The sequence below is a fragment of the Paenibacillus lupini genome (genome assembly GCF_011761355.1).
Taxonomy (GTDB): Bacteria; Bacillota; Bacilli; order Paenibacillales; family Paenibacillaceae; genus Pristimantibacillus; species Pristimantibacillus lupini.
In genome coordinates, this window is the sequence record NZ_JAASRW010000001.1 from 436150 (window position 1) to 448165 (window position 12016).

The window sequence follows — 12016 nt, forward strand, 5'->3', positions numbered from 1 at the left end:
GATAACAAAGGGAGAGACAGGCTAGAATGATTGACCATCAGGAGCAAGAAAATGAATCAATATGGAATGATCTGGAGCAATTAGCGGAAGAAGCGGAACAACTAGCTAGCGAGCAGCTGCGCTTGATTGACCGTATTGCTGAACGTAATCAATGGAAAGTAATCCGAGCGTTTCAGCGGCATCAAGTAAGCGATTTTCACTTCACAGGCTCGACGGGCTATGGATACAATGACCGCGGCCGTGAAGTGCTGGATCTTGTATACGCGGATGTATTTGGTGCCGAAGCGGCACTGGTACGTCCGCATTTCGTGTCGGGCACACATACAATTGGCTGCGCTCTGTTTGGAGTGCTGCGTCCTGGAGATGAACTGCTATACATTACAGGGAAGCCATATGACACCTTACACAAAGTGATCGGCAAGCCAGGAGATGGGACAGGCTCCTTGCAAGACTGGGGAATCCGTTATAACGAAGTGGACTTACAGGAAGACGGCAAGCTGGATTGGAATAGTATAGAAGCCGCAATTAATGAGCATACGAAAGTAATTGGTATTCAGCGCTCAAGAGGGTACAGCTGGAGAGCATCATTTACTGTAGATGAGATTAGCGATATGGTTCAGAGGGTTAAGCAAATCAAGCCTGATGTGCTTGTGTTTGTTGATAACTGTTATGGCGAATTTACCGAACTGCGTGAGCCAACTCAAGTAGGTGTAGATTTAATGGCAGGTTCTCTCATCAAAAATCCCGGCGGCGGTCTTGCAGCAACCGGTGGTTATATCGTTGGAACTGCCGCTGCAGTCGAATCGGCAGCCTTTCGTCTGACTGCGCCGGGCATTGGGGGCGAAGTTGGCGCTATGCTGGACACGCTTCGCGGAATATATCAAGGGTTGTTCCTTGCACCACATCTAGTTGGACAAGCTGTGAAAGGAAGCGTCTTCGCCTCGGCAATGTTTGAACAGCTTGGCTTTGAGACTAAGCCTCATTGGTCCGAGCCTCGAACAGATCTTATTCAAGCGGTTAGATTTGGTAGAGCAGAGCAACTGATAGCGTTTGTACAAGGCATCCAACAGGCTGCTGCGGTTGATGCGCATGTCGTACCTGAGCCATGGGACATGCCAGGATATGAACATCCTGTTATTATGGCGGCGGGAACGTTTATCCAAGGCGGAAGCCTTGAATTATCCGCTGATGCACCGATACGCGAACCATTTATTGCTTACATGCAAGGCGGCTTGACGTTTGCCCATGCGAAGTTTGGTGTACTTACAGCGTTACGTCGACTCATTAAGAACGGACTTATCGCAATTAAACGTAATTAAACCTAACACAACTTGACACGTTTTTGGTAGGTGGGTTATTATATACGTATAAATGAGCGACTGGAAGGTTGATGTGAAATGGGTGACGATATACGTAGAAACATGGCCTTATTTCCGATCGGTATCGTAATGAAGCTTACGGATCTAACGGCGCGTCAAATTCGTTATTACGAACAGCATGAATTGATTGTACCGGCAAGAACAGCCGGCAACCAGCGTCTGTTCTCTTTTAATGATGTAGAGCGTCTGTTGGAAATTAAAGCATTGATTGAAAAAGGCGTTAACATTGCTGGCATTAAGCAAGTCATGAATCCGGTTTCAAAAGAATCGGACGACGCTACAATCGTAAGTGAGCAATCAGAAGTGAAACGTAAGGAGCTGTCCGATGCGCAGCTGCATCGCTTGCTGAAGCAGCAATTGCTCGAGAAACGTCCTGGCCAAGCATCCCTTATTCAAGGTCAGTTGTCGCGTTTCTTGAACAAGCGATAATCTAAGTCTTACTAATTTATGAACCAGCAAAAGGAGATGAACGGTGTGAGTTACACGAAAGAGGATATTAAACGCATTGCAGAGGAACAGAACGTTCGATTTATCCGTCTTCAATTTACCGATTTGCTTGGTACAATCAAGAACGTGGAAATTCCAGTAAGCCAGCTCGATAAGGCACTGGACAATAAAATGATGTTTGACGGATCTTCCATCGAAGGTTACGTTCGTATTGAAGAATCTGACATGTACTTATACCCTGATTTGGATACTTGGGTTGTATTCCCTTGGGTTGCGCAAGATCGCGTTGCTCGTCTGATCTGTGATATCTATATGCCTGATGGCACACCATTTGCAGGTGACCCGCGTGGTATTCTGAAACGCTCCCTGCTTGAAGCAGAAGAGATGGGCTTTACAGCGATGAACGTAGGTCCAGAACCGGAATTCTTCCTGTTCAAGACCGATGACCGCGGTGAGCCTACAACAGAACTAAACGACCAAGGTGGATACTTCGACCTTGCTCCTATGGATATGGGCGAGAACTGCCGTCGCGAGATCGTACTTACGCTTGAAGAGATGGGCTTCGAGATTGAAGCTTCTCACCATGAGGTAGCTCCAGGTCAGCACGAAATTGACTTTAAATATGCAGATGCTATTAAAGCGGCTGACCAGATTCAAACATTCAAGCTTGTTGTTAAGACGATTGCGAGACAACATGGTCTTCATGCAACCTTTATGCCAAAACCATTGTTTGGCGTGAACGGTTCCGGTATGCACTGTCACCAATCGTTGTTCCAAGGAAGCACAAACATGTTCTATGATGAGAAAGATCGTCTTGGCCTTAGCCAAACTGCACGTTACTACATGGCCGGTATTCTGGAGCATGCACGTGCAATGGCAGCTATTACGAACCCAACGATCAACTCTTACAAACGGATGGTTCCTGGTTATGAGGCACCTTGTTATGTAGCTTGGTCGGCAAGTAACCGTTCGCCGATGATCCGTATCCCGGCATCCCGTGGCCTCAGCACACGTATCGAGGTTCGTAACCCGGATCCAGCTGCTAACCCATACCTGGCACTTGCCGTTATGTTAAAAGCTGGCCTTGACGGCATTAAGAATAAAACTCCGCTTCCGGCACCAGTAGATCGTAACATCTACATTATGACGGAAGAAGAGCGTTTGGAATCGGGCGTGCCAAGCCTTCCATCCGATCTGAAGGAAGCTCTCGACGAAATGCTCCGCAGTGATGTTGTCTGCGAAGCACTTGGCGAGCACGCTCTGGCTCACTTCTATGAGTTGAAAGAAATCGAGTGGGACATGTACAAAACACAAGTCCACCAATGGGAACGCGATCAGTATCTGACGCTGTACTAGGATTTCTATTATGATGCAAAACACCCTCGACGCTATGTCGAGGGTGTTATTTTTTGTACAAAGAAGGGGGAGGATCAGGAATGATGTTAGCAAGAATCATATAGAAAATTAGATTGGCTGGGATAAAAATGAGAAGATAACTCTCACAAACAAAGCGGAAATATCAAAATAATTAGTGATCCCACCGCACACCCCAGATATTGATCTATTGAATTCTGATTTCGTTAATCGCTTCTTCAATCGCAGCCACCTCTCGGTCAAGAGATCTAATTCCATCACAGAAATAATACCATATAAAGGTAGTTGGGTAATACTATGATTTTCCATTCTAATCCAAATCTAAAAAAGAGGCTGTTCTCACTATCCGAATGAAGCAATCGGATAAGCGGGAACAGCCTCTTTTTGTTAGTCATTAGTGGAAATCACGGAACAACCCAACCACTTTACCGAGAATCGTTACTGTGTTCAAGCGGATTGGCTCCATTGTGGAGTTCTCCGGTTGAAGGCGAATATGGTCTTTCTCTTTGTAAAAGGTCTTCACAGTCGCTTCGTCATCTTCCGTCATAGCTACAACGATATCACCGTTGTTCGCCGTTTGCTGCTGGCGTACGATGACTAGGTCACCGTTATGTATGCCGGCTTCAATCATGCTTTCGCCGATGACATTCAAGATAAATACTTGATCATTTCCGACGAAATGAGCGGCTAATGGGAAATAATCTTCAATATTCTCAGTCGCAGTAATCGGCACGCCTGCCGTTACCTTACCGACGATTGGTACTTGTGCTACAGCAGGGAGGATGATACCGTCAACACCGTCTTGATCTAAAATTTCGATCGCCCGGGGTTTAGTAGGATCGCGTCTAATGAGGCCTTTCTTCTCTAACCGATCCAAATGCCCGTGTACGGTGGAGCTTGATGCCAGGCCAACCGCTTCGCCGATTTCACGAACAGAAGGCGGGTATCCTTTGTCCCGAACCTCATTCTTTATAAATTCAAGAATCGACTGTTGGCGGTTCGAAATCTTAGACACTGAAATCACTCCATTAATATATTTGAAGCAAATTATAACATAGAACCGGAGTTCGTACAAACATAAGTTCCTAAAAACAAAAGTTCGCATTTTTGTTGACTACAAACATTTGTTCGTGTTATTCTAAGAACAGAAGAAAACAGAACAAACGTTCGGGGAGCGATAATAATGATGATGAATCCAGCTTTTTATAAAAGTATCCATAAGGAAGAAGCCGTTAAACCTTTCGAATCGCGAGGCCATATTGTTAAGCGACATGCGTTTAAACTTATAGTAAGTGCAGCCGTGTTCGTCCTTCTCTTTACAAGTTTCCTAATGATGCGTACGAACGCATCATCCGATCATATAGAAGCAGCAGCCTTGAATGAGCAGACTGTGGTTGTTACAGCAGGTGATACACTTTGGGGAATTGCAGACCGTTATCTAGATGGCTCCAAGGATATTAGAAAGTACATCTATAAGATCAAAGAACGTAACCAATTAAGTACCGTTGAGCTGAAGCCAGGACAAGTCATAATTATTCCTCAATAACCTATTTATAAAGATGGACAGGGAGTAGCGCACAGGATGTGCGTTTTATTCCCTGTCCATTTGTCTATTCTTATATCATTACCTTGACAATTGCTCGCGTAAAAAGTCAAAATAGGTAAGAAGAGATGAGTAATGTACAAAAGAGGTGAAGGCAGTGGAAGAAATCATCGCGCGTATTAATGAATTATCCCGCAAAAATAAAACAGTTGGTTTAACTGAAGAGGAAATTGCTGAACGTGCCGTATTGCGTCAACAATATTTGGATAATTTCAAAAGAAATTTCCGACAGCAGTTGGATACGATTGAAATTGTGGACGACGACGAGCAAAAGGGTGTAACCCATTAAGTTGGTCTGTATTTTATATAGTTAGCATTGGCGCCGTTCCATGAACGGCGCCTGCAATATACACTAGGAGGAATAGGCTTGTCACGTACGTGGGAGCGCAAAGTGCGCAAAAATACGAACCAAATTAATAAAGCGCGTAAAAAGCATGGTGTTTCACAGATTGGTACTACATCATCTGGAAAACCCAAAACGGATCGCTTTACCGGCCGTAACTACATATTTCCAATCGTTCTCGTATTGATGATCGGTATGTATACCTTTATGGTAACGTCTGCTCCTGATTTTGAGCCATCAACGATGTTATGGGTAACGATCGGCTGTTATTTATTCCTGGCATTGATCTTCTTACTGCGCCGTCCGTATATTTCGATTGGTAAGGATTATATCCAAACCCGCAAAATGACAGGTGATAAACAGCTTCCAGTGTCGAATATTAAGGGGATCAGCGTACAAAAAGGTGCAGTTATCATCATGCAGCATAAAGGTGCCAATTGGGTATTCTCTCGTCTGCTGAACCGTTATCCTACGGATGAAATCAGCGCTAAATTAAAGGATTTTGCTAAAACACACAATTTGCCTTTTGAAGAAAAATAAAAGCAGAGTAGGAGAGTTATGCGAATTATGGGGAAGCAAGCCGTTTTATTTGATCTTGATGATACTTTGCTGTGGGATGACCGCAGTGTAAAAGAAGCATTTGAAACAACATGTAAAGCTGGAGCTGAAGCTGCTGGTGTAGATCCTGAGCAATTGGAAGAATCCGTACGCAAAGAAGCGCGTGCGTTGTACGAATCCTATGAAACGTTCCCGTTCACGAAGATGATTGGGATTAATCCTTTCGAAGGGCTTTGGGCTAACTTCCGCGAAGGAGAGCATGAGGAGTTCCGTAAGCTTGAGAAGCTTGCACCTGGCTATCGTAAAGAAGCTTGGACTCGCGGCCTGCGTGCGCTTGGTGTAGAGGATGAAGTACTCGGCGCTAAGCTCGCTGAACAATTCCCTGCAGAACGCCGCAGCCGTCCTATCGTATATGATGAAACCTTCCGTGTGCTTGATGCACTAAAAGGAAAGTACAAGCTGCTCCTGCTGACGAATGGTTCGCCTGATCTGCAGCGTGAGAAGCTGGCAGGTGTTCCTGAGCTTGTTCCTTATTTCGACCACATTATTATTTCGGGAGAATTCGGAGAAGGTAAGCCCGCTGCATCGATCTTCCGTCATGCATTGGAACGCCTTGGCATTGAACCGGAACACGGCATCATGGTTGGCGACAAACTGACGACCGATATTCTCGGAGCTAACACCATTGGTATGACATCCGTTTGGGTGAATCGTCATAGTGCTGTCCGCAATGATGACATCATCCCATCGCATGAAATCGCTCATTTGGAAGAGCTTCTGCTGTTGCTGGAGCAATAATGGACAAGACAAAGCCCCTAGAGCCATCTGATGATGGTGCGAGGGGCTTTTTGATTTCCACAATGGAATTTATAAATTTCTGAAATAATAAAATTTGAAATTCTATTTGGCGATAAAACCAACCTTTAAACGCGGTCGCTCATCATCGAATGACTACGATATAGGTTTTCTCATTTTACGAATGCAGGGTCTTCGAATGGATGTGCAATCCAGCCTTCTGTTTCGATGAACAGACGTACCGCTACGATTTGGCGATTGTCCATCAATGTGAAGAAGTGAGGGATTCTCTCTGGTACGGAAATAACGTCGCCAGCTTCAAGCTCAACGTCGAAGTAACCAACTTCTTCTGTACCTTTGATAACGAAGATGCCTTTACCAGCTGTAATGGCACGTACTTCATCTTCCGTATGTGTGTGTACGGATTCGAATTTTTTCAGCAGTTCATCCAGGTTAGGAGTAGCATCGGACAACGTGATGATGTCCCATGTTTTATAACCGCGACGACCAGCGAGATCTGTAATCTCATCGTTAAAGGTAGACAAGACTTCAGCCTTCTCTTCATCGGAGAGAATAAACTTCTCTTTCAATTGTGCAGGCAGCTTAGTAGCGTCCCAATGTTCATACAAAACTTCTTGATTTTCTAAAAATTCACGAACGTTCTGTTCACCAGAAATACGCTCATTTGTATTGCGAATGCGAATTTCAGCCATTCTCAATCCCTCTTTCCCTATAGAAATTAACTGATAAGCCCAATTATAAAGCAAATGTAGTCAAATGTCGATGGATTGCCTTTTCAGCGAGCGGCTATTCTGTTACACTATTTGTTAATGATTTTCGGAGGAAGGGTGTACGAAATTTGTTGAAACCGACCATGCAAGAATTGATGCAGCAACGCATCCTCATCCTTGACGGAGCGATGGGAACGATGATTCAGCAGGCAGATCTAGTTGCTGATGATTTCGGCGGAGAAGAGCTGGATGGCTGTAATGAAATGCTCGTATTGACACGTCCAGATGTTATTTCGATGATCCATGAGAAATATCTGGAGGCTGGAGCAGATATTTTGGAAACGAATACGTTTGGTGCGACAAGCGTCGTACTGGCGGAATATGATATCCCGGAAAAAGCCCGTGAGATTAACCTAGCAGCGGCAAAGCTAGCAAGAGATGCAGCGGATAAATTCTCGACACCTGACCGCCCCCGGTATGTAGCCGGTGCGCTAGGCCCAACAACGAAAACGCTGTCGGTAACAGGCGGTGTTACATTCGATGAGCTCGTTGACAGCTATTATGAACAGACACTTGCGCTCATTGAAGGCAATGTTGATGCCATTTTACTTGAAACATCGCAAGACACGCTGAACGTTAAAGCAGGCAGTATTGGTATTCGGAAAGCGTTCGAGGAACTTAATCGCGAGCTTCCGATTATGATTTCCGGCACAATTGAACCAATGGGAACAACACTTGCGGGGCAATCCATTGAGTCTTTCTATATTTCACTTGAGCACTTGAAGCCAGTCTCGATTGGTCTGAACTGTGCGACTGGACCGGAGTTCATGCGTGACCATATCCGTTCGCTTAGCGAAATTGCAGATTCGGCTGTTAGCTGTTATCCTAATGCAGGTCTGCCGGATGAGAATGGTAATTATCATGAGTCACCTGAATCTCTCGCGCGAAAAATGTCGGCATTTGCCGAGCAAGGCTGGCTGAATATTGCCGGCGGCTGCTGTGGAACAACCCCAGCGCATATTAAAGCGTTGGCTGAGACGATGGCTACTTTCGCGCCTCGTACACAATACGGCACCCATCCTGCGGCTGTATCTGGTATTGATACAGTCTTTATCGAAGAAGACAATCGCCCGATTATGATCGGGGAACGGACGAACATTTCCGGTTCACGTAAATTCAAACGCCTAATTAAAGAAGGCAAGTTTGATGAAGCATCGGAGATCGCCCGCGCGCAGGTCAAAGGCGGCGCACATATTATCGATATTAACCTGCAGGATACGGATATCGATGAAGCTTATGCGGTTCATGAATTTTTACCGCAAGTTGTAAAGAAAATTAAAGTTCCTCTGATGCTCGATTCGACGTACGACCATATTATCGAACTTGGTCTGAAGTACTCGCAGGGTAAAGCCATTATTAACTCGATCAACCTCGAGGACGGCGAATCGAAATTCGAGAAAATCCTTCCGCTTATTCACCAATATGGTGCATCGGTTGTCATGATCCTAATAGACGAACGCGGACAAGCGGTATCCCGCGAAGCGAAGATGGAAGTGGCGGAGCGTTCTTATAATTTGCTCGTTAATAAATACGGTATGAATCCGGAAGATATTATTTTTGACCCGAATATGTTCCCGGTTGGTTCTGGTGACCCGCAGTATATTGGTTCAGCAGTAGAAACCATCGAAGGCATTAAGATGATTAAAGAGAAGTTCCCGAAAGCGAAGACGATTCTTGGCCTAAGTAATATTTCGTTTGGTCTGCCAGATGCTGGCCGCGAAGTGCTGAACTCGGTTTATTTGTACCATTGTACAAAAGCCGGCCTTGACTATGCGATCGTAAATACGGAAAAACTGGAACGGTACGCTTCGATCCCTGAAGAAGAGCGCAAGCTGGCAGAAGACCTCATCTACAACACGACCGATGAGACGCTTGCTGCATTTGTCGCTGCATTCCGTGAGAAGAAAGTCGTGAAGAAAGAGAAAATATCGAATCTTTCTCTGGAAGAACGTCTTGCCTCCTATATTGTTGAAGGTACAAAAGAAGGGCTTATTCCTGACCTTGACCTTGCGCTTCAGAAATATACGGCGCTGGAAACGATCAACGGACCATTGATGCGCGGGATGGAAGAGGTTGGCCGACTGTTTAATGGCAATGAGCTGATCGTAGCAGAGGTGCTTCAAAGTGCCGAGGTTATGAAAGCATCGGTAGCTCATCTCGAACAGTTTATGGAGAAAAATGAATCTTCCGTGAAAGGCAAAATCATTCTGGCAACGGTAAAAGGCGATGTACATGACATCGGTAAAAACCTGGTTGAGATTATTTTGTCAAACAACGGTTACAAAATTATTAACCTTGGGATCAAGGTACCGCCTGAACAGCTTATTGAAGCTTATCGTAAAGAGAAAGCGGATATTATCGGCCTCTCCGGCTTACTTGTAAAATCTGCTCAACAGATGGTGATAACAGCGCAGGATATGCGTAATGCGGGTATTGATGCTCCAATTATGGTCGGCGGTGCAGCACTAACGCGTAAGTTCACAAAGACAAGAATCGGCCCGGAATACGATGGTCTTACGCTGTATGCGAAAGATGCTATGGACGGTCTTGATATTGCGAACAAACTGATGGACAGCACACATCGCAGCAGAATGGAAGAAGAAATGCGTGCTTATAAGGAATCGGGTATAGATGAAGCTGAGGAGAAAAAAGTGCAGCCGCAGCTTACTCGCGTAGCTCGTTCCAAGATCTCGGTTGATGCGCCTGTCTTTATCCCGCCGGATACCGACAGACATATCCTTCGTGATGTACCGATTCCGCATATTATTCCTTACATCAATATGCAGATGCTGCTTGGCCATCATCTTGGTCTTAAAGGCAATGTTGACAACCTGCTGCAAGAAGGCAACGAGAAAGCCGTTCAATTAAAAGAAACGGTTGATGCTATTCTGCAGGAAGGCACAACTAGCGGTATTTTGAAGGCGAATGGGATGTATCGTTTCTTCCCAGCTCAATCGACCGGTAATGACATCATTATTTATGATCCACAGGATCATACGAAAGAGATCAAACGTTTCACCTTCCCGCGTCAGCAAGTGGAGCCTTTCCTTTGTCTTGCTGATTATCTGAAGCCAGTTGAGAGCGGCGTAATGGATTATGTAGGTTTCCTCGTCGTGACAGCAGGGCAAGGCATTCGCGAGCTGGCAACTGAGTGGAAGGATCGTGGCGATTATCTGCGTTCACATGCTTTGCAATCAGTTGCGCTTGAAACAGCAGAAGCGATGGCAGAACGTGTCCATCATATGATGCGTGATGTCTGGGGTTACCCGGATCCAAGCACAATGACGATGAAGCAGCGTTTTGGCGCAAGATATCAGGGCATTCGTGTATCCTTTGGTTACCCGGCATGTCCGAACCTCGAGGATCAAGGACCTCTGTTCGAATTAATGAAGCCTGAGGATATTGGTGTCGAGTTGACGGAAGGCTTTATGATGGAGCCTGAAGCATCTGTATCAGCAATGGTATTTGCTCATCCAGAGGCACAGTACTTCAACGTTGAAAAAGTAGAACGATAGATGCAAGCTAAGCCTCCGTAAGTGGGAGCTGGTATATCCAGCTTCCCTGCGGGGGCTTTCATCCTATATTGCGCAGACTATTTGACGCGAGGTGACAGCAGAATGGAAGTTTGGTTTCTGGGAACAGGCGCAGGCCGGCCGATGAAGCATCGTAATGTTACATCCATTGCACTAAAACTGCCAGACCCGGATTGTTCTTTATGGATGTTTGATGCAGGCGAAGGTACCCAGCATCAGCTGATGCGAACGCCGCTTAAGCTCGGAAAGCTCGAAGCCTTATTCGTAACACATTTGCATGGCGATCATACATACGGAATCCCCGGATTGCTTAGTACACGGTCATATGTAGGCGGCAACGGTCCGCTTCAACTGTTTGGTCCTCCAGGTATCCGGGAGATGATTGAGACAGCATTAACGTTAAGCAGCACGCATCTTGATTATGAGATTACTTACCATGAAGTAAGCGAAGGGGTTATTTTTAAGACGGAGCGATATACCGTTGAAGCGCTGCCGCTTGAACATCGAGTTCCTTGCTTTGGTTACCGTATTACCGAATGCGAGAGCCCAGGGAAACTAAATGTTGAGATGCTTCAGCAATTAGGAGTTCCGGCAGGTCCGTTATTTGGCCGTATTAAAAAAGGGGAGGACATTACGCTGCCAGACGGTACATTGATTCGTGCTGCTGATGTGGCGAGTACCCCGTTATGCGGCAGGACCATTGCTATTGCTGGGGATACCAAGCCATGCGACAACGCAATGCGGCTGGCTCGAAATGCGGATTTGCTTATCCATGAAGCAACCTTTGCTGCAGGGCAAGAGGAGAAAGCCCATTTATACGGTCACTCCACAACCGTTGAAGCGGCGAGAACAGCACTTGAAGCGAATGCTAAGCGACTAATCATGACCCATTTCAGTACACGATTTGGCGATGATGATATTGCCGCTTTGGAAGAGGAAGCAAGGACAATATTCCCAAATTCCTCGGCAGCGTATGATCTCTATCATACTGAGGTTCCTCGAGCTAAGGGATAAGCATCTCCTTACAAAATCATCATTGTTACTAGGCTTCGCTGATCACGTGCATCTCCATGTACAGGAGCATCAGGACGGCTTCGAGGTATCCTGGAAAGACGTCCGCTTCTGGGGTACAATCAAATGGCGTTTGGCTTAAATGTCACGCTGGACCGCGAAATGAACGTTCTGAGGCATCA

The 12016-nt window shown here is 45.8% G+C and carries 12 protein-coding genes; 9 read left to right on the plus strand and 3 right to left on the minus strand.

The genetic code is table 11. The features are described from left to right. Nucleotides 1-26: 26 nt before the first annotated feature. The 3 genes from FHS17_RS02215 (at nucleotide 27) to glnA (ending at nucleotide 3182) form a co-directional block, all read left to right on the plus strand. Nucleotides 27-1319 (plus strand): methionine gamma-lyase family protein, encoded by a 1293-nt coding sequence (locus FHS17_RS02215; RefSeq protein WP_167273649.1) that lies wholly within the window; start codon nucleotides 27-29, stop codon nucleotides 1317-1319. A 78-nt stretch (nucleotides 1320-1397) separates the two neighbouring features. After that, entirely contained in the window at nucleotides 1398-1808 is a 411-nt protein-coding gene (locus tag FHS17_RS02220) for a MerR family transcriptional regulator (protein WP_015844216.1), read from the plus strand. Nucleotides 1809-1853: 45 nt separating this feature from the next. Beyond that, entirely contained in the window at nucleotides 1854-3182 is a 1329-nt protein-coding gene (gene glnA / locus FHS17_RS02225; RefSeq protein WP_167273653.1) for a type I glutamate--ammonia ligase, read from the plus strand. A gap of 108 nt (nucleotides 3183-3290) precedes the next feature. On the opposite strand, the gene FHS17_RS02230 is transcribed toward glnA, so the two are convergent. Both FHS17_RS02230 and lexA read right to left on the minus strand, forming a co-directional pair. Continuing rightward, complete coding sequence (locus FHS17_RS02230; protein ID WP_341805747.1) at nucleotides 3291-3509, minus strand: PspC domain-containing protein; 219 nt, start codon at nucleotides 3507-3509, stop codon at nucleotides 3291-3293. Between the two features lie 85 nt (nucleotides 3510-3594). Continuing rightward, nucleotides 3595-4215 carry a transcriptional repressor LexA gene (lexA, locus tag FHS17_RS02235; protein WP_167273657.1) on the minus strand — a complete coding sequence of 207 codons (621 nt, stop codon included), beginning with the start codon at nucleotides 4213-4215 and terminating at the stop codon, nucleotides 3595-3597. A 168-nt stretch (nucleotides 4216-4383) separates the two neighbouring features. Here lexA and yneA point away from each other — a divergent pair, with 168 nt between their 5' ends. From yneA to FHS17_RS02255, 4 genes are all read left to right on the plus strand, one after another. After that, a complete protein-coding gene (yneA, locus tag FHS17_RS02240; RefSeq protein ID WP_167273662.1) occupies nucleotides 4384-4746 on the plus strand; it encodes a cell division suppressor protein YneA in 363 nt (120 codons plus the stop codon). 154 nt (nucleotides 4747-4900) lie between these two features. Next, nucleotides 4901-5092, plus strand: coding sequence for a DUF896 domain-containing protein (locus tag FHS17_RS02245; protein ID WP_167273666.1), 192 nt, complete (start codon nucleotides 4901-4903; stop codon nucleotides 5090-5092). Between the two features lie 78 nt (nucleotides 5093-5170). Continuing rightward, entirely contained in the window at nucleotides 5171-5686 is a 516-nt protein-coding gene (locus FHS17_RS02250) for a hypothetical protein (protein ID WP_167273669.1), read from the plus strand. Nucleotides 5687-5713: 27 nt separating this feature from the next. Continuing rightward, a complete protein-coding gene (locus tag FHS17_RS02255) occupies nucleotides 5714-6502 on the plus strand; it encodes an HAD family hydrolase (RefSeq protein ID WP_167273674.1) in 789 nt (262 codons plus the stop codon). Between the two features lie 170 nt (nucleotides 6503-6672). Here the strand turns inward: FHS17_RS02255 and FHS17_RS02260 are convergent, their stop codons facing one another. Beyond that, nucleotides 6673-7212: a 1,2-dihydroxy-3-keto-5-methylthiopentene dioxygenase gene (locus FHS17_RS02260; RefSeq protein ID WP_167273677.1), complete on the minus strand. Its 540-nt coding sequence runs from the start codon at nucleotides 7210-7212 to the stop codon at nucleotides 6673-6675. A gap of 146 nt (nucleotides 7213-7358) precedes the next feature. On the opposite strand from FHS17_RS02260, the gene metH reads away from it, so the two are divergent. Together metH and rnz are read left to right on the plus strand one after the other, a co-directional pair. After that, complete coding sequence (gene metH, locus FHS17_RS02265; protein WP_167273682.1) at nucleotides 7359-10805, plus strand: methionine synthase; 3447 nt, start codon at nucleotides 7359-7361, stop codon at nucleotides 10803-10805. Between the two features lie 102 nt (nucleotides 10806-10907). Continuing rightward, nucleotides 10908-11837: a ribonuclease Z gene (gene rnz / locus FHS17_RS02270; protein ID WP_167273685.1), complete on the plus strand. Its 930-nt coding sequence runs from the start codon at nucleotides 10908-10910 to the stop codon at nucleotides 11835-11837. Nucleotides 11838-12016 lie beyond the last annotated feature (179 nt).

Bases quoted from the DNA above. Each gene is read 5' to 3' on its own strand.
- FHS17_RS02215 (WP_167273649.1), top strand. From the start codon at position 27: ATGATTGACCATCAGGAGCAAGAAAATGAATCAATATGGAATGATCTG.
- FHS17_RS02220 (WP_015844216.1), top strand. From the start codon at position 1,398: ATGGGTGACGATATACGTAGAAACATGGCCTTATTTCCGATCGGTATC.
- FHS17_RS02230 (WP_341805747.1), bottom strand. From the start codon at position 3,509: ATGGAAAATCATAGTATTACCCAACTACCTTTATATGGTATTATTTCT.
- yneA (WP_167273662.1), top strand. From the start codon at position 4,384: ATGATGATGAATCCAGCTTTTTATAAAAGTATCCATAAGGAAGAAGCC.
- FHS17_RS02255 (WP_167273674.1), top strand. From the start codon at position 5,714: ATGGGGAAGCAAGCCGTTTTATTTGATCTTGATGATACTTTGCTGTGG.
- FHS17_RS02260 (WP_167273677.1), bottom strand. From the start codon at position 7,212: ATGGCTGAAATTCGCATTCGCAATACAAATGAGCGTATTTCTGGTGAA.
- rnz (WP_167273685.1), top strand. From the start codon at position 10,908: ATGGAAGTTTGGTTTCTGGGAACAGGCGCAGGCCGGCCGATGAAGCAT.